At 75.0% G+C, this 17,657-nt stretch carries 7 protein-coding genes; 1 reads left to right on the forward strand and 6 read right to left on the reverse strand.

Annotated elements, in window-relative coordinates; all coding sequences use genetic code 11:
• Positions 1–244 precede the first annotated feature (244 nt).
• The 6 genes from ACZ4M3_RS02890 to ACZ4M3_RS02915 form a co-directional block, all read right to left on the reverse strand.
• The gene (locus ACZ4M3_RS02890; RefSeq protein ID WP_467730116.1) at positions 245–5,461 is read right to left on the reverse strand and encodes a condensation domain-containing protein; all 5,217 of its coding nucleotides are present in this window, start codon (positions 5,459–5,461) and stop codon (positions 245–247) included.
• A gap of 10 nt (positions 5,462–5,471) precedes the next feature.
• Positions 5,472–7,304 carry a non-ribosomal peptide synthetase gene (locus ACZ4M3_RS02895; RefSeq protein WP_467729542.1) on the reverse strand — a complete coding sequence of 611 codons (1,833 nt, stop codon included), beginning with the start codon at positions 7,302–7,304 and terminating at the stop codon, positions 5,472–5,474.
• A gap of 5 nt (positions 7,305–7,309) precedes the next feature.
• Positions 7,310–8,350 (reverse strand): TauD/TfdA family dioxygenase, encoded by a 1,041-nt coding sequence (locus tag ACZ4M3_RS02900; RefSeq protein WP_467729544.1) that lies wholly within the window; start codon positions 8,348–8,350, stop codon positions 7,310–7,312.
• 48 nt (positions 8,351–8,398) lie between these two features.
• On the reverse strand, positions 8,399–9,190 hold the full coding sequence (locus ACZ4M3_RS02905) for a thioesterase II family protein (protein ID WP_467729546.1): 792 nt from the start codon (positions 9,188–9,190) through the stop codon (positions 8,399–8,401).
• Positions 9,187–15,579: an amino acid adenylation domain-containing protein gene (locus ACZ4M3_RS02910; RefSeq protein ID WP_467729548.1), complete on the reverse strand. Its 6,393-nt coding sequence runs from the start codon at positions 15,577–15,579 to the stop codon at positions 9,187–9,189. Before ACZ4M3_RS02910 ends, ACZ4M3_RS02905 begins: the two co-directional genes overlap by 4 nt.
• 173 nt (positions 15,580–15,752) lie before the next feature.
• Positions 15,753–17,135, reverse strand: a complete 1,383-nt coding sequence (locus ACZ4M3_RS02915) for a helix-turn-helix domain-containing protein (RefSeq protein ID WP_467729550.1) — start codon at positions 17,133–17,135, stop codon at positions 15,753–15,755.
• Between the two features lie 329 nt (positions 17,136–17,464).
• Between ACZ4M3_RS02915 and ACZ4M3_RS02920 the strand changes: the two genes are divergently transcribed.
• On the forward strand, positions 17,465–17,650 hold the full coding sequence (locus ACZ4M3_RS02920) for a hypothetical protein (protein ID WP_467729552.1): 186 nt from the start codon (positions 17,465–17,467) through the stop codon (positions 17,648–17,650).
• Positions 17,651–17,657: the final 7 nt, after the last annotated feature.

Raw genomic sequence — 17,657 nt, forward strand, 5'->3', positions numbered from 1 at the left:
GGGTGCGGAGGGGACTCCGTGGCCACCACGCTAGGTACGCCGGGGCCCCCCGGCGGGCAGTCCCCGCGGCAGCTCCCGCACCCGGTCCTGCCGCCCCCAACTGCCGCCGCGCCGCGCGCCGGTGGTCAGCCGGCCGTACGCCTGCCCTGCTCCGGCCCCCTCAGCAGGGTGAACACCGCGACGGCCGCAGGGCCCGACGCCACGGCGTCGGGCCCTGCGGCCGCCTTCGTACGGCTGCGGTGTCCTACCGCACGCGCGCTCCCGACTGGGTGCGGCGGCGCAGGGCCGGGGCGGGGGCGGCGGCCGGGGCGGCCGCCGCCAGCAGGGCCGCCAGCTTCGCCGGGGTCGGGTGGCGGAAGACCTCCCGGATGGTCAGCTCCCGGCCCAGCTCCGCCCGCACCCGGTTGACCAGCCGGACCGCGAGCAGGGAATGCCCGCCCGACTTGAAGAAGTTGGCGTCCGGGGTGACGCGCCCGTTCTCCAGGACCTCCGCGAACAGCCGCAGCACCGCCGTCGTCAGACCCTCGTCCGCCGCCGGCGCGGGCCGGGCCGCGGCCGCGGGCAGGTGCACCGCCGACGGCACCGCGTACTCCGGCAGCCGCTCCGCCGCCCACGCCTGGAGTTCCGCCTCCGTGACGGCCCCCTCGGCGTGCGCGACGAGCCGGCCGTCCACCGCCTCGGCCCGCGCCCGCGTCACCGCCGGATGCTCCGACAGCACCGCCGCGACGTGCCCCAGGTCGATCCGGTAGCCCCCGATCAGGGGCCGGTCGGCCGGGCGCCGGTCGGCCGGGGCGGGCAGGTCGCCCACCCGCAGCGACGGGTCCGCAGCGAACATGTCCAGTGCCGCCACCAGCAGGTCCGTCAGCCGCCGGGCGCCCGAGGGACCGTACAGGTCGGTCGCGTACTCCAGCACCCCGGACATCCCGCCGGCCGGGAGCTCCGTCAAGGCGAAGGTGAGGTCCGACTTGGCCGATCCGGCCCGGTACGCCAGCTCCTCGCCCGCCAGCGGACCGCCTCCGGCGGCCGCGCCGGCCCCCGCCGGGTGCACCTGGAGCATCACCTGCACCAGCGCCTCGTGGGCGGCCGATCGGTGCGGGTTGAGGTGCTCCACCAGCCGGTCGAAGGGCAGGTCCTGGTGCTCGTACGCGGCCAGGTCCGCGTCCCGTACCCGGCCCAGCAGTTCCGCGAACGCCGGGTCCCCGGAGGTGTCGGTGCGCAGCACCAGCGTGTTCACGAAGAAACCGACCAGCCCCGACAGGGCCTCGTCGGCCCGCCCCGCGACGGCCGTGCCCACCGCGAGGTCGGTACCCGCGCCGAGCCGGGTCAGCACGGCGGCGAGCGCCGCCTGCACCACCATGAACAGGGTGGCGCCGTGCGCGTGCGCCACCCGGACCAGCCGCCGGTGCGTGTCCGGGGCCACCGCGAAACCGGTGACCGCGCCCCGGCCCGAGGGCTCGGCCGGCCGCTCCCGCTCCGTCGGCAGGTCGATCAGGGGCGGCAGGCCGGCCAGCGCCCGTTCCCAGTAGCCGAACTCCCGCTCCGTGGGCAGCCCGTGCTGCCACAGCGCGTAGTCGGCGTACTGGACCGGCAGCGGCTCCCAGCGGGGCGCGCCCCCGCCGAGCCGGGCCTCGTAGGCCGCCGCAAGGTCCGCGAGCAGCGGCCCCGTCGACCAGCCGTCCGCCGCGATGTGGTGCAGCAGCAGCACCAGCGTCTGCGGGCCGTTCCCTTCGGGCAGGAACAGCCACGCGCGGAAGGGGAGTTCGCGCGTCAGGTCGAAGACGTACCCGGCCGCCTCGTCCACCGCCGCCGACACGTCCGCGGGCCGGGCCAGCTCCAACTGGGGCCGGGCCCCGGCCAGGACCCGCTGGTACGGCTCCCCGCCCTCGGCCCCGTACACGGTGCGCAGCACCTCGTGCCGGGCGGCCACATCGGCCAGCGCCCCGGCCAGCGCCGCCGGGTCGAGCGGCCGCTCCAGCCGCCGGACCAGCGCGATGTTGTAGGTGGGGGAGGGCCCCTCCAACTGGTCGGTGAACCACAGCCGGCGCTGCGCGTACGACAGCGGGACGCGCTCGGGCCGCCGCTGCGGCGGTACGGGCGCGGGCGCGGGCCGCGAAGTGCCCCCGGCGGAGCCCAGCCTGCGGTGCAGGGCGGCGGGCGTCGGGGCCAGGAACAGGTCCCGGATGCCCGCCTCGACGCCCAGCACGGACCGGATGCGGTTCACGAGCTTGCTGGCGAGCAGCGAGTGGCCGCCGGCCTTGAAGAAGTTCTCCGCCGGGCCGACCCGGTCCCGGCCGAGCACCTCCGCGAAGAGGCCGCACAGGATCTCCTCGCGCGGGGAGCGGCCCGCGGCGGTGGGAGCCGCGCCGGCCGCCGGTGCGGCCGCCGCGGCGACGGCGGCGGCGAGCCGGGTCCGCCGCTCGGCGATCCCCTGCCGCTCCGCCCGCGTGAGCAGCTCCAGTTCGCCCAGCCGGGCGTCGGCGGAGGCGGCGAAGGCGCCCAGGGCCCGTACGTACACCTCCAGCAGCAGCCGTGCGGTCTCCGCGTCGAACAGGTCCTCGGCGTACTGGACGTAGACGTCGATCCCGGCGGGGCCGCCGTCCGCGGCCCGGCGCTCGGCGCAGTGGAAACTCAGGTCGAACTTCGCGGCGCCCAGGTCGGTGCTCGTGGCCCGGCCGGAGACCGGGCCGAGCCGCACCGCGTCGTCCGCCGCCTCCTGCACGGTCAGCATCACCTGGAAGAAGGGGTGTTCGCCCAGGGTGCGGCCGCCTTCCTCGCACAGATGCTCCACCAGCAGGCCGAACGGCAGGTCCTGGTGGTCGAAGGCGGCCAGGTCCGCGTCCCGTACCCGGTCCACCAGTTCGCCGACCGCCGGGTCCCCCGACAGGTCGGTGCGCAGGACGAGGGAGTTGACGAAGCAGCCGACCAGCTCGTGCAGGTCCTGGTCGGGGCGGCCCGCCACGGGCGTCCCGATCGCCAGGTCCGGGCCGGCGCCGGTGGCGGCCAGGGCCGCCGCCAGGGCGGAGCGGGCCACCATGAACAGGCTCGCCCGCCGGGTGCGGGCCAGCGCCGCCAGCCCGCGGTGCGCCCCCGCGTCGAGCCGCGCCGTCAACGTGGCGCCGCGGCCCGAGGGTTCGGCGGGGCGCGGCCGGTCGGCCGGCAGCGCAGTGCGGGCGGGCATCCCGTCCAGGGCCGCCCTCCAGTGGTCCAGCAGCGCCGCCGGGTCGGCCAGCAGGCCGGCCTGCCACAGCGCGTAGTCGGCGTACTGCACCGGCAGCGGGCGCCACCCGGGCGGCCGGCCCGCGCACCGGGCCTCGTAGGCCTCGCGCAGATCCCGCAGCAGCGGCGCCAGGGACCAGCCGTCGCTGGCGATGTGGTGGACGAGCAGGACCAGCACGCAGCTGCCGTCACCCGGGAGGAACAACCGGGCCCGCAACGGGATCCGCGCCGCCAGGTCGAAGGTCTCCCGGCCGAAGCCGGCCACCCGCTCCTCCAGGTCGCCCGGGGTGCACCCGACGGTCTCCAGCAGCTCCCGCGGGGTGTCCAGGACCCGCTGGTACGGCTCTCCGCCCTCGGCCCCGTACACGGTGCGCAGCACCTCGTGCCGCTCCACCACGTCCGCCAGCGCGGCGGACAGCGCCGCCCGCTCGGGGACTCCGTCCAGCCGCAGCACCAGCGGGGCGTTGTACGTCGGCGACGGGCCCTCGATCCGGCCCACCAGCCACAGCGCGCGCTGCGCGGCGGACAGCGGGATCCGCTCCGGCCGCTGCCGCGCGGGGCCCAGCGCGGGCCGGGCCGTCGCCTGCGCGCCGCGCTCGGCCAGGCGCCGGTGCAGGGCGGTCGGGGTCGGGGCGAGGAACAGGTCGCGGATGCCGAGTTCGAGGCCGAGCGCGCCCCGGATCCGGTTGACGAGTTTGCCCGCGAGCAGGGAATGCCCGCCGTTGCGGAAGAAGTTGGCGTCGGCGGCCAGCTCCGCCCGGCCCAGTACCTCCGCGAACAGCCCGCACAGGATCTCCTCGCGGGGGGACAGGACGTCCCGCCGGGCCGGAGCCGGGGCGCCGGCCTCCGGGCGGACGGCGGCGGCCGTCCGGGCGGGCCGCCGGGCCAGGGCCGCCGACTCCTCGGCCCCCGGCAGCCCCAGCTCGCCCAGCCGCCGCAGCGGGTCCGCGGCGAAGCCCTCCAGCGCCCGGACGTAGACCTCCAGCAGCAGCCGGGCCGTCGCCTCGTCGAAGAGGTCACGGGCGTACTGGAGGCAGACCTCGACCCCGTCCGGGCGGCCGTCCGCGGTGTGCCGCTCGGCGCAGTACCACGTGAGGTCGAACTTCGCGGAGTCCAGGCCGACGTCCACGAGCCGCGCGCCGACCCCGCCGCCGAGGGCCACCGGCCCGGCGCCGCCGCCCGCCTCCACGGTGAGCATCACCTCGAAGAACGGGTGGTGCCCCAGCGCCCGTTCGGGAGCCAGGTGCTCCACCAGCAGGTCGAAGGGCAGCTCCTGCTGTTCGAACGCGGCCAGGTCCGCGTCCCGGACCCGGCCCACCAGCTCGGCGACGGACGGGTCCCCCGACAGGTCGGTGCGCAGGGCAAGGGAGTTGACGAAGAAGCCGACCAGGTCGTACAGGTCCTCGTCCGGGCGCCCGGCCACCGGGGCGCCGATCACCACGTCCGCGCCCGCCCCGCAGGCGGACAGCGCGGCCGCCAGCGCCGCCCGGGCCACCATGGTCAGGCTCGCCCGCTGCCCGCGGGCCAGGGCGAGCAGCCCGCCGTGCGCCGCCGCGTCGAGGCGGCCGGTCACCAGGCCGCCCCGGCCCGAGGGCTCGGCGGGCCGCGGCCGGTCGGCGGGCAGGTCGATCACCGCCGGGGCGCCGTCGAGGACGGCCCGCCAGTGCTCCAGCTGCTCGCGGGCCAGGCTGTCCGGGTCGGCGGGGTCGCCGAGCAGCTCGTGCTGCCACAGGCTGTAGTCCGTGTACTGCACGGGCAGCGGCTCCCAGTCGGGGGCCCGCCCGGCGAGGCGGGCCTGGTACGCCCGGGCCAGGTCGCGCAGCAGGGGCCGTACGGACAGCCCGTCGGTGGCCACGTGGTGGATCAGCAGGACCAGGACCGGGTTCCCGTCGCCGGAAGTGAACAGCCTTGCCCGCAGCGGCGGTTCGGCGGTGATGTCGATCGTTTCGCGGACGGACCGGGCCACCGCCGCGTCCCGGTCGGCCGCCGCGCACCGCACCGCCGCGAGCCCCGGCACGGCCGCCGCGTCCAGCACGCGCTGGTACGGCTCCGCGTCCGCGCCCGCGGGCAGGACGGTGCGCAGCACCTCGTGCCGCCCCACCACGTCGGCGAGGGCCGCGCCGAGGGCGCCGGCGTCGGGCTCGGCGTCGAGGCGCAGGACGACGGGGGCGTTGTAGGCGGCGGACGGGCCGTGCAGCCGGCCCAGGAACCACAGCCGCCGCTGGGCGAACGACAACGGGATCACGGTCATGTCCTCATCCGTCCTGGCGCTCGGCGGCCGCCGCGGCGGTCGCCTCCACGAGGGTGTCGATGTGGGCGGCGAGGTCACGCAGCCGCGGGTTGGCGTACACGGCCTTCACCGGCAGCGCGACCCGCAGCTCGGCGCGGACCCGGGACACCAGCTTGATCGCGAGCAGCGAATGGCCGCCCAGCTTGAAGAAGTTGTCGTCCAAGCCGATCCGGGAAGCACCCAGGACGCTCGCCCACACCGCGGCGATCAGCTCCTGCGAACGGGTCATGCCCTCGGCCGCCGGCGTGACCGGCGCGTCCAGCGCCGTCGCCGCCGGGGCGGGCAGCGCGGCCCGGTCCAGCTTGCCGTTGGTGGTGGTGGGGAAGCGGTCCAGGGCGACGAAGGCCGCCGGGACCATGTAGGCCGGGAGCGCGCCGGCGAGCCGGTCGCGCAGCTCCGAGGCGCTGATGCGGCCGCGGTGGTAGGCGACCAGGCCCGGCGCGCCGTGGACGTCGTCCCGCAGCACGACGGCCGCTTCGGCGATCTCCGGCATCGCGGTCAACGCCGCCTCGATCTCCGGCAGTTCGATCCGGTGGCCGCGGAGCTTGACCTGTCCGTCGGCCCGGCCCAGATAGCCGAGCCGGCCGCCCGGCAGGAGCCGTACGAGGTCACCCGTCCGGTACATCCGCCCGCCGTACGCGGCGCCCTCCCCGGAGTCGGCCACGAACCGCTCCGCCGTCAGCCCCGGGCGGCGCCGGTAGCCGCGGCCCACGCGCGGGCCCGCCAGGTACAGCTCGCCGCTCCCGCCCTCGGCCACGGGGTTCAGCTGCTCGTCCAGCACCCGCATCCGCAGGCCCGGCAGCACGCTCCCGATGTGCGGCGCGTCGGCCGGGTCCACCCAGGCCGCCGTGGAGTCGACGGTGCACTCGGTGGGCCCGTACAGGTTGACCGTGCGCAGCACCCCCCGCGCGCCCGCCTCGCCGAGGCGCCGCCACAGCGCGGGGCTGATCGCCTCGCCCCCCACCAGCAACGTCAGCGGGCGCGGGCCGCCGTCGGCGGTGAGCAGGTCCAGCAGCGGTTCGGCGTGCGAGGGCGTGATGTCCAGATCGGTCAGCGCCTGCTCGTCGATCAGCGCGGCCAGCAGCGAGGGGTCCGCGCGGGTCTCGTCGTCGATCATCACCAGGGTGTCGCCCCGGCACACCCGCACCCACTGCTGCACGGAGGCGTCGAAGGACGGCGAGGCGTTCCAGCCGACCCGCCCGCCCTCGGTGACGGCGATGCCCGCGCCCTCCAGCTCGGCCAGCAGCGCGGAGGCCGCCGCCCGGCCGATCTCGACGCCCTTGGGCCGGCCCGTGGAGCCGGAGGTGTAGATGACGTACGCCAGGGTGTCACCGGTCACCGGCACGGGGGCGAAGGCCTGCGGCGCCCCGTCCGGCGCGGTCAGCTCGGCCACGGTCACGGCCGCCACGCCCGGCGCGGGCGGCTCGGCCGCCGCGTCCGCCAGGACCACCAGGTCGGCGCCCGAATCCGCCACCAGGTAGCGGCGCCGCTCGGCGGGCAGCTTCGGGTCGACGGGCAGATAGGCCGCGCCGGCGGTCAGGGTGCCGATCAGCGCGGCGACCAGCGAGGCACCCCGGGGCAGGCACAGGGCGACCACGCTCTCCGGCCCGATGCCACGGGCGGCGAGCCGCCCGGCGATCCGCATCGCCTCGTCGCGCAGTGCGCCGAAGGTCAGCTCACGGTCCCCGGCCACGACGGCGGTGCGCCCGGCGGGGGCCAGCGCGAGGCGGGCCAGCAGGTCGGCGGGGGCGTCCGGGCCCTCGAAGGTGCGCGGACGCTCGGGAAGTACGGCGGTCATGGTGGTCACTCCCCGGCGAAAACGGTGGTGGACGGCTGGGTCTCGGGGGAGCAGTCGGCCAGTGCGACCGGCTCGCCCATGGCGACGAGGATCTTCCGGTCGCCCTTGTAGGCCTCGCGGCCGTGAGCGCACAGGATGTTGTCCACGATCATCAGATCGCCCTGCTGCCAGGTCTCCCGTACGGTGACCCGGTCGTAGACGGCGTTGATCGCGTCGACCTCGGCGTCGGTGAGCCGGGAGCCGTCACCCAGGTAGGTGTTGAACGGCAGGCCGTCCTCCCCGTACGTCTCGACCAGCACCTCGCGGATGTCCGGGTCCAGGGTGCGGCTGTTCCAGAAGGCGAAGTGGTTGAACCAGGTCTTCTCGCCGGTCACCGGGTGCGTGACGATCGCGGAGCGGCGCTGGCGGGTGATCATCGAATCGTCCTCGTCGACCCACTCGTAACCGACCGTGTTCTCCTCGCAGTAGGCCTCGGCGACGGTCTTGTCCTGCGTCGCGAAGGTCTTGTACCAGGGCAGGCCGGCCAGTTCCGAGTAGTTGCGCACGAGCAGCCAGCCGGCCCGCGCGAAGCGCTCCACCAGCTCCGGCGGCAGCAGGCGCAGCGCCTCGCGCATGTCGCCGACGGTGGTGGCGCCGCCCTCCTCGGGGGCGATCACGCAGCCGAAGAGGAGCACGCCCGGGAAGTCGAGGGTGTAGCTGTTCTCGTTGTGGAGCCGGATCGGCTGCACGGCCGGCAGGTCGGTGGAGGAGAACACGCCCTCGCCGAAGTCGGTGCGCGGGGTGGCCTTCTCCTTGTAGCCGGCGCGCCGCTCGATCAGGGCGTCCCGCGCCGCGGCGAAGGAGGCGGCGTCCTCGACGGGCAGCCCCCGCAGCAGGACGGCGCCGCTGCGGTGCAACTCGGCCTGGATGTCGGCCCGGTGGGCGGTGAGCCAGGCCACGGCCGAGGCGAGGTCGGAGCCGGCCGGGGTGTGGACGACTACGGGCTTGCCGGGCTCGCGCACCGGGTCGATACCGGTCGCGGCGGGTGCGTCAGCGAACGTGGTCATGAGAAGTCCTTAGAACGGTGCGGAGTCGGGAAAGGGGGAGGGCGCGGACTAGACGGCGGCAGTGGCGGGCGCGCCGATCACTTCGGCCAGCACGGCGAAGAAGTCCGGCAGTTGCTGCTGGAAGTAGAAGTGCCCGCCGGGCAGCACGTACGAGGCGAACGCGTGGTCGGTGAGCTGCGCCCAGCGGCCCAGCGAGGCGGCCGGCGCGACCGGGTCGGCGTCCCCGCCGATCACCGTCACCGGGCAGTCCACCCGGGCGGCCGACTCCTCGCAGCGGTAGACGTCGTCGATGGCGAAGTCCGCGCGGATGGCGGGCAGGATGATCTCGCGCAGCTCCGGCTCGTCGAGGATGCCGTCGTCGGTGCCGCCGCGCTCCTTGATGGCGGCGACCAGTTCGTCGTCGTCGAGCCGCTCCGGGTACACGGCGCACGGGTTGGCCAGGTAGGGGGCCCGGCAGGCGGAGGCCACCAGCGCCCGGGGGGTGCGGCCGGCCGCCTGGAGGGCCCGTACGACCTCGAACGCCACCAGCGCGCCCATGCTGTGCCCGAGGACCACCAGGTCGTCGGTGGTGCCGGCGGGCAGGGCGGCCACGACGGGGCCGGCCAGGTCGGTGACGTCGCGCGGCAGGTCCTCGGCGAAGCGGGCGCCGCGCCCCGGGTACTGGCCGATGAGCAGCCGTACGTCCGCCGGGAGGTACGCGCGCCACTCCGCGTAGGCGTGGGCGTTGCCGCCCGCGTGCGGCAGGACGAGCAGCGAGGTGCGCTGCGGGCCCTCGCCCGGCAGGTCCCAGACCACGTCGTCGGGTGCGGGGGTGGCGTCGGGGTACTGGTCGTGGCTCATGAGGAACTCCGTTCCTGGTCGGGGGTGCGGCGTCGCAGCGCCGGCCTGGCCCGCCGGGGCGTCTCGGGCGCCGACTGCCGAAGCGTCTCGATGCGGCGGGCGAGGGTGGCGGGGGTGGGGTGCTGGAAGACGTCGCGCAGGGTGAGGGTGACGCCGAGGGTGGTGGAGATGCGGTTGGTGAGGCGGGCGGCGAGGAGGGAGTGGCCGCCGTGGTCGAAGAAGCTGTCGTCGATGGAGAGCGGGGCCGAGGTGTTCAGCGCCTCCGCGAAGTACGTGTGCACCTGCTGCTCCAGCGGGGTGCGCGGGGTGCGGCCGCCGGCCTTCAACACCGCCTGCGGGGCCGGGAGGGCCCGCTTGTCGATCTTGCCGTTGGGCGTGAGCGGCAGCCGGTCGAGCAGCACGACGAAGGCCGGGACCATGTGGTCGGGCAGCAGGGTGCGCAGCCACAGGCGCACGTCCTGCGGGGCGAGCTCCGGGTCGGTGGCGACCACGTACGCGGTGAGCTGCGGGGTGCTGTGGTGGTCGAGGTGGGTCGACAGGGTGGCTTGGGTGATGTGGGGGTGGGTGGTGAGGACGGTTTCGATTTCGGTGGGTTCGATGCGGAAGCCGCGGATCTTGATCTGGGTGTCGGTGCGGCCGGTGTAGTGGAGGTTTCCGTGGGTGTCCCAGTGGGCTTGGTCGCCGGTGCGGTAGAGACGGCTGCCGGGAGGTCCGTAGGGGTGGGGGATGAAGCGGGTGGCGGTGGTGGCGGGTTGGGCGAGGTAGCCGTGGGCGATGCCGTCGCCGGTGAGGTAGAGCTCCCCGGTGGTACCGGGGGGTGTCGGTTTGAGATGGGCGTCGAGGACGTAGGCGTGCTTGTTGATGAGGGGTCGGCCGATGGAGACGGTGACGGTCGGTTCGGCGGTGGGCTCGATGGTGTGGGTGGTGGTGAAGCCCATGGATTCGGCGGGGCCGTAGCCGTTGGTGATGGTGAGGTGGGGGTGGAGCTGGTGGAGGCGGTGGACGTGGGTGGGGGAGGCGGGTTCGCCGCCGGTGTAGACGATGCGGGTGGTGGTGAAGGTGTCGGGGTGTTCGTCGGCGAGGTAGTTGAAGAGGCTGGAGGAGAGCTGGAGCATGGTGACGCCGTGCTGCTGGGCGAGCGTCGCGATCAGGGCGGGTTCGGGGCGCTGGCCGGGTTGGAGAACGGTGCTTCCGCCGTGGAGCAGTGCTCCCCAGAATTCGAGGCTGAAGGCGTCCCAGGAGACGGGTGAGCACTGGAGGAAGGTTTCCTCGGGGCCGAAGGCCGCGTAGGTCTGGGCGGTGAGGGTGGAGACCAGGTTCCGGTGCGAGGACAGGATGCCCTTCGGCTTGCCGGTGGACCCGGACGTGAACATCACGCAGGCCACGTCGTCCGCGGACAGCTCGACGCCCAGGTTCCCCTCCACGCGTTCGGCGATCAGGTCCCGCTCCGCGTCGAGCACCACCGTCGGCCACGGTCCGCTGATCCGGCCCTGGTGGGCGCTGTCGGTGACCAGGAGGGCGAGCGCGGCGTCCCGGGCGGTGGCGGCCAGCCGTCCGTCGGGGAACTCGGGGTCCAGCAGGGCGTAGCCCGCGCCGGTCTTGACGACGGCGAGCAGGGCCACGGTGAAGTCGGTGCCCCGGTCGAGCAGGATCCCGGCGAGGTCGCCGCGGTGCAGTCCGGCCTCGGCGAGGTGGCGGGCGAGCCGGTTGGCGCGTGCGTTCAGCTCGCCGTAGGAGAGTTCCTCCCCTTCGAAGAGCACCGCCCGTGCGTCGGGGCGCAGCCGGACCTGCTCCTCGAAGCGGTCCGTCAGCGTCCGTTCCCCGATCTCCCGGCGGCTCCCCGTCCACTCCTCCAGCACCTGCCGCCGCTCGGCCTCACCCAACAACTCGATGTCCGAAAGGGCGAGTTCCGGTCCCAGCGCCACCTGCTCCAGGGTGCGCCGCAGCATGGCGACGATGCGTTCCACCGTGGCGTGCTCGTACAGGTCCGAGCTGTACAGCACCGCCCCGGTCAGGCCGGTGTCCTCGTCCGCGTGCAGCAGGAACTCCAGGTCGAACTTGACCGCTCCGGTCGCCAGCGGCTCCGCGGCGCCGGCCCGCACGCCCACCAGCTCCGGTCCGGCAGCGGGCCCGGACTCCAGCGCGAGACAGACCTGGAACAGCGGGTGCCGGGCGAGCGAGCGGGCCGGGTTCACGGCCTCCAGCACCAGGTCGAACGGGGCGTCCTGATGGGCGAAGGCATCCAGATCGGCGGCGCGGACCCGGCCCAGCAACTCCCGGAAGGTGGGGTTCCCGGAGGTGTCGGTACGCAGCACCAACGTGTTCACGAAGAAACCGACCAGATCGGAGAGCGCCTCGTCGGAGCGTCCGGCGACGGGCGAGCCGAGCGGAATGTCGGTACCGGCCCCCAGCCGGGTCAGCGTCGCGGCCAGGGCCGCCTGGAGCACCATGAACGGCGTGCACCGCTCGGCCCGCGCCAGCTCCCGCATCCGCTTGTGCAGCTCGGCGCCGAAGTCCACCCGGACCACCCCGCCGCGCTGCCCGGCGACGGGCGGCCGCGGCCGGTCGTGGAGCAGGCCCAGTTCCTCGGGGAGACCCTCCAGCGCCGTCTTCCAGTAGCCGAGCTGCTCCTCCAGCGGTGGCCCGTCGAGCGCCGCGCGCTGCCACAGGGCGTAGTCGGCGTAGTCGACGGGCAGCGGGGCGAGATCGGGGGCGGCGCCGGCCAGCCGGGCGGCGTACGCGGACGAGAGATCGGCGAACAGGGGCCGCAGCGACTGCCCGTCGGTGGCGATGTGGTGCAGCAGCACGAGCAGGGTGTACCGGCCGGGGCCGGACCGGAACAGCGTGACCCGCAAGGGGAGTTCGGTGGCCAGGTCGAAGGAGTGCCCGGCAGCCGCGAGCAGTTCGGCGTCGAGGGCGTCGGGCGCGACGCGCCGTACCTCGAACCAGGGCGCCACGGTCGGCGGCGCGATGAGCTGGCAGGGGTTGCCGTCCACGGTGGCGAACCGGGTGCGCAGCGGCTCGTGACGGGCCACGACGTCACCGAACGCGGCGCGCAGCGCGGCGACGTCCGGCTCCCCCTCCAGGGGGACGGCCATCGGGACGTTGTACTCGCTCCCGCCCCCGGAGAGCCCGGCCACCAGCCACAGGCGCTGCTGGGCGAAGGACAGCGGCAGCGCCTCCGGGCGGTTCGCCGTCCGGGTGAGGGGCGCGAGCGCCGGCCGGCCGGAACAGTCGGCGATGCGGCGGGCGAGGGTGGCGGGGGTGGGGTGCTGGAAGACGTCGCGCAGGGTGAGGGTGACGCCGAGGGTGGTGGAGATGCGGTTGGTGAGGCGGGCGGCGAGGAGGGAGTGGCCGCCGTGGTCGAAGAAGCCGTCGTCGACGGACAGGGGCGCGGGGGAGCCGAGCACCTCGCTGACCAGGGTCCGGACGATCTCCTCCAGCTCCGTGCGGGGCTGGCGGCCCGCGGCGGTGAGCGGCAGGCCGACGGCCGGCAGCGCCCGCTTGTCGATCTTTCCGTTCGGGGTCAGCGGCAGCCGGTCGAGGACGGCGAACTGCGCGGGAACCATGTGCTCGGGCAGCCGCTCGCGCAGCCAGCCGCGCAGCTCGTCCGGGCGGACGGCGGAGCCGGGCGCGGCGACGACGTAGGCCGTCAGGTGGGTGTCGTGGACCAGGGTGGCTTGGGTGATGTGGGGGTGGGTGGTGAGGACGGTTTCGATTTCGGTGGGTTCGATGCGGAAGCCGCGGATCTTGATCTGGGTGTCGGTGCGGCCGGTGTAGTGGAGGTTTCCGTGGGTGTCCCAGTGGGCTTGGTCGCCGGTGCGGTAGAGGCGGCTGCCGGGGGGTCCGTAGGGGTGGGGGATGAAGCGGGTGGCGGTGGTGGCGGGTTGGGCGAGGTAGCCGTGGGCGATGCCGTCGCCGGTGAGGTAGAGCTCCCCGGTGGTACCGGGCGGCGTGGGGCGCAGCCGTGAGTCGAGGACGTAGGCGTGCTTGTTGACGAGCGGGCGGCCGATGGAGACCGTGCTCAGCACCTCGTCCGACGGCTCGATGGTGTGGGTGGTGGTGAAGCCCATGGATTCGGCGGGGCCGTAGCCGTTGGTGATGGTGAGGTGGGGGTGGAGCTGGTGGAGGCGGTGGACGTGGGTGGGGGAGGCGGGTTCGCCGCCGGTGTAGACGATGCGGGTGGTGGTGAAGGTGTCGGGGTGTTCGTCCGTCAGGTAGTTGAAGAGGCTGGAGGACAGCTGGAGCATCGTCACGCCGTGCCGTTGGGTCAGCGCGGATACGAGAGCCGGTTCGGGGCGCTGGCCGGGTTGGAGAACGGTGCTTCCGCCGTGGAGCAGTGCTCCCCAGAATTCGAGGCTGAAGGCGTCCCAGGAGACGGGTGAGCACTGGAGGAAGGTTTCCTCGGGGCCGAAGGCCGCGTAGGTCTGGGCGGTGAGGGTGGAGACCAGGTTCCGGTGCGAGGACAGGATGCCCTTCGGCTTGCCGGTGGACCCGGACGTGAACATCACGCAGGCCACGTCGTCCGCGGACAGCTCGACGCCCAGGTTCCCCTCCACGCGTTCGGCGATCAGGTCCCGCTCCGCGTCGAGCACCACCGTCGGCCACGGCCCCGTCACCCTGGCCCGGTGCCTTCCGTCGGTCACCAGCAGCCGGAGCCCCGCATCGGCTGCCGTACCGGCCAGCCGTCCGTCGGGGAACTCGGGGTCCAGCAGGGCGTAGCCCGCGCCGGTCTTGACGACGGCGAGCAGGGCCACGGTGAAGTCGGTGCCCCGGGCGAGCAGGATCCCGGCGAGGTCGCCGCGGTGCAGTCCGGCCTCGGCGAGGTGGCGGGCGAGCCGGTTGGCGCGTGCGTTCAGCTCGCCGTAGGAGAGTTCCTGGCCTTCGAAGAGCACCGCCCGTGCGTCGGGGCGCAGCCGGACCTGCTCCTCGAAGCGGTCCGTCAGCGTCCGTTCCCCGATCTCCCGGCGGCTCCCCGTCCACTCCTCCAGCACCTGCCGCCGCTCGGCCTCACCCAACAACTCGAACGCGGACAGCGGGAGTTCGAAGCGATCGAGGACCTGTTCCACGAACCGGACGAACCGGTCCTGGTGGCTCGCGACCGCCGCGATGTCACACACCTCGGGCGCCGCGTCGAAGTCGACGCGCAGCCCGCCCTCCGGCCCGAGGTCGTACACGCCGACCGCCAGGTCCTCCACCGGCCCGTTGCTCATGTTGTGCTGCGTGGTCGGGAAACCGCAGAACCGCATGCCCGGCGTGAACGCCATGATGTTGACCAGCGGGGCCGTGATCCGCCGCTCCGTCTCCGACAGACCCAGGTCCCGGCAGACGTCCTCGTACCGCGTCCGCTGGTGCCGCAGGCCTAGGCGCGTCTCGGCGACCACCGCGCCCAGCAGCCCGGCCGGCGTCACGTCCGCATCGACCCGGAGCCGCAGGGGTACGACGTTCGACAGCATGCCCGGTGTCCGGCGGGCGAGTTCGCTGCGGCGGCCGGTCACCGGGAGGCCGAGAGCCAGCTCGGTGCTTCCGCTGACCCGGTGGACGTACGCCGCCACGAGCGTGATCATCAGCATGGTCCACGGCGCTCGGTGCGTGCGGGCCACCTCCTTCAGCCGGTCCGCCCGCACCGGGTCCAGCACCACCGTCCGCCGGACGAAGGGCAGTTCCCCGGGGGCCGGGCGGCCGGTCCGGCCCTCCGCGAGGCGGGGAGTGGGCGGCAGCCCGGCGAGATGGGCCGCCCAGTGCGCACGGTCCTGCGCCCCCTCGGCGGAGGCCCGGTAGGCGTCGTCCTCCGCCAGCAGGCCGGCCAGCGAACCGAAGGGGCCCGGTCCCCACGGCTGCCCCGCGGACGCCTGCTCGTACAGCTCCACCAGGCGCTGGTCGAGCAGCGCCACGCCCATGCCGTCGATCGCCAGGTGGTGGAAGGCGTGGAAGTAGAACCACCGCTCCTCGCCCGCCGCGTCGCTGCCCGCCCGGATCAGGACGTGCCGGGTCAGCCAGCCGGCCGCCAGGTCGAACGGCCTTGCCAGTTCGGTCCGCATCCAGGCGCGCGCCGCCGCGGCCGGGTCCGCCTCGCCGCTGAGGTCGAGCATCCGCAGCGCCCGCTCGCCCGGCTCGGCCCACAGCTCCTGCCACAGGCCGCCGTCCTCGTCGGAGCCGGTGCCCCGGATGCGCAGGACGTCCGCCTCGCGGGCCAGTTGGTACCAGCACCGGGCGAAGAGCGCCGGATCGAGGGCGCCCAGGATCTCCCGGTACTCCCCGATGTTGTAACGGCAGCCCGATGCGTCGAGGCCGTGGGCCATCCAGATGTCGCGCTGCGCCGCCGACAGGGGCAGCCGCACAGCGGCCGGCCGGTGTGCGGTGCCCGGTGGGGACGCGTTGGGGGACATGCGGAAGCTCCTCGGAATCGGTGCTGCGGCGGTGGTGAGGGGGTGGTGCGAGGGTGGTGCGGCGGCGGTCCGGGCGCCGCGTTCGCGGGCCGCGGCCGTCCTTGCGGCTGTACGTCATCCAACCCGCGGGCCACCGGCCCCGGCGGCAGTTGCTCCGGCACTCCGGAAGCAGTTCACGCCCGGGCGGCAGTCGCGGCCCGCCCCCGGCACACGGCCCGCACCAGACCGAGGACCCGGAACCGGGAGCCGCCGCCCTCGTGGGTCGCCCGGACGGCGCCGGACAGCAGCAGTTCCCGCAGCGTCCGGCCGCAGTCGGGCAGGCTCCGCCCGGTCAGCGCGGTGATGTCGGTCAGCTCGAACTCGGCCGCCGGAGCCCCGCACAGGGCGTCCAGCAGCGCGGACGCGTCCGCGGGCAGCCGGTCGAGCCGCAGCCGCAGTGCCCGGCGGAAGTCCTCGGCCCCCTCGCCCCCGCCGAGGTGGTCGAGCAGCGCCGTGGGGTCGGCGTCGAGGCTGTGGCACAGGGCCGGCAGGTCGCACACCACCAGCCACGACGCGGCGGCGGCCAGCGCCCCGGGGTGGCCGTCGAGGCCGCGGCAGACCCGCGCCGCGCAGCGCAGGTCGGCCGGGCCGGGTACGAACTCCGGCCGGACCCGCCGCAGATGCCCGAGGAAGACCTGTACGGCGGCCGGTGCGGCGGTGCCGTCGCCGTCGCAGGTGTCCTCGGCCGGTACCTCCAGCGGGGACAGCAGGAAGATCCGCTCGCCCGGTGTCCGCCACGGCTGGTCGGAGGTGACGAGCAGGCGCAGGCCGGGGCAGGAGCGCAGCAGCCCGGTGAGCCGCTCGAACCTCGGCGCCCCGGCCGGCGCCCCGTCCAGGACCAGCAACGCGGGCTGGTCGCCCAGCAGTTCGGCCAGGCCGGCCATGGGGTCCCGCACGCCGGCCGCCGCCGCTTCGGGCGCCGTCGGGCACAGCGCGGAGACCGCCGCCGTGACCCGCGCCGACCACGGGCCCTCGTCCGGGCCGAGGTGGTCGGCGCTCGCGCCCTGGAAGGCGTGCCACAGCACCGGCATCCCGGTCGCGTGCAGCCGGTCGGCGACTTCGAGCGCCAGCCGGGTCTTGCCCATCCCGGTCAGCCCGACCAGGTGCACCAGCCGCTCGGAGCCCGTCGCCAACTCACCCGTGATGACGGTGATTTCCGCTTCCCGCCCCACGATCGCGTGCAGTGCGGTCGGCGGGGCCGGCGGTTCGGCCGCCCCGTGCCCGCCGGTCCGGCCCTGCTGGGCCGCGGCCTCCAGGGCCGTACGGGCCCGCGGGCCCAGCCGCAGCGCGTCGGCCATCAGCCGCACCGTGTCGGGGCGCGGCCGGCGCGCCTTGCCCTGCTCCAGGTCGCGGATGGCCCGCACGCTGATCGTGGACAGGTCGGCGAGCTCCCGCTGGGTGAGCCCGATCCGCAGCCGGTGCGCCCGGATCAGGGAGCCCACCCGCGAAGACTCGGGCGGCGCCGACACGGGCTCGGAGGTTCTGGTCAGCGGCAGTACGTGCAACTGGGCGGTCATGTGCGCTCCCGGCGAAGACGGTGGGGGAACGGCGGGGCCTCGGCGGAAGTGGCCCGGTTCCTGTTTCCCATCGTCGGCAGCGCGCTATCCCCCGGGCATCGTGATGCCGACGGCGCCCGCTATCGCCCTACGGCGTCCCGCTATCGCGCCGGCCCCCCGTACCCCGCCTCCGGCATCGCGATATCACGGTCCGAGCGCCGCCCGAGCGGGCCGTGATAACGCGGCGATAGGAGCGGGGCCGGTCCGGGGATTCCCGCTGTTCCTACGTTGGTGTCCAGAAAGAACGAAGCGCCCCGGACCACCGGAGCGCACCGACGAAAGGAACCGACATGAGCCTCACCCACGCCTTCCGCGCCGCCCTCGTGACCGCCGCCGTCGCCGCGGCCGCCGCCCTCGGCGCCCAGGCCGCCCAGGCCGACGGCGGCTCCACCACGCCGGCCGCCACGACCGGCGTGACCGCCCCCCAGACCTCGCCGTCGCCGACCGCGACCGGCCAGACCAACCCGTGGGACTGACCCGCGT

It is taken from the genome of Streptomyces sp. NPDC026522, assembly GCF_055567555.1.

Coding starts and splice junctions, on each gene's coding strand:
- ACZ4M3_RS02900 (WP_467729544.1), bottom strand. CDS start 8,350: ATGACCACGTTCGCTGACGCACCCGCCGCGACCGGTATCGACCCGGTG.
- ACZ4M3_RS02910 (WP_467729548.1), bottom strand. CDS start 15,579: ATGTCCCCCAACGCGTCCCCACCGGGCACCGCACACCGGCCGGCCGCT.
- ACZ4M3_RS02905 (WP_467729546.1), bottom strand. CDS start 9,190: ATGAGCCACGACCAGTACCCCGACGCCACCCCCGCACCCGACGACGTG.
- ACZ4M3_RS02920 (WP_467729552.1), top strand. CDS start 17,465: ATGAGCCTCACCCACGCCTTCCGCGCCGCCCTCGTGACCGCCGCCGTC.
- ACZ4M3_RS02915 (WP_467729550.1), bottom strand. CDS start 17,135: ATGACCGCCCAGTTGCACGTACTGCCGCTGACCAGAACCTCCGAGCCC.
- ACZ4M3_RS02895 (WP_467729542.1), bottom strand. CDS start 7,304: ATGACCGCCGTACTTCCCGAGCGTCCGCGCACCTTCGAGGGCCCGGAC.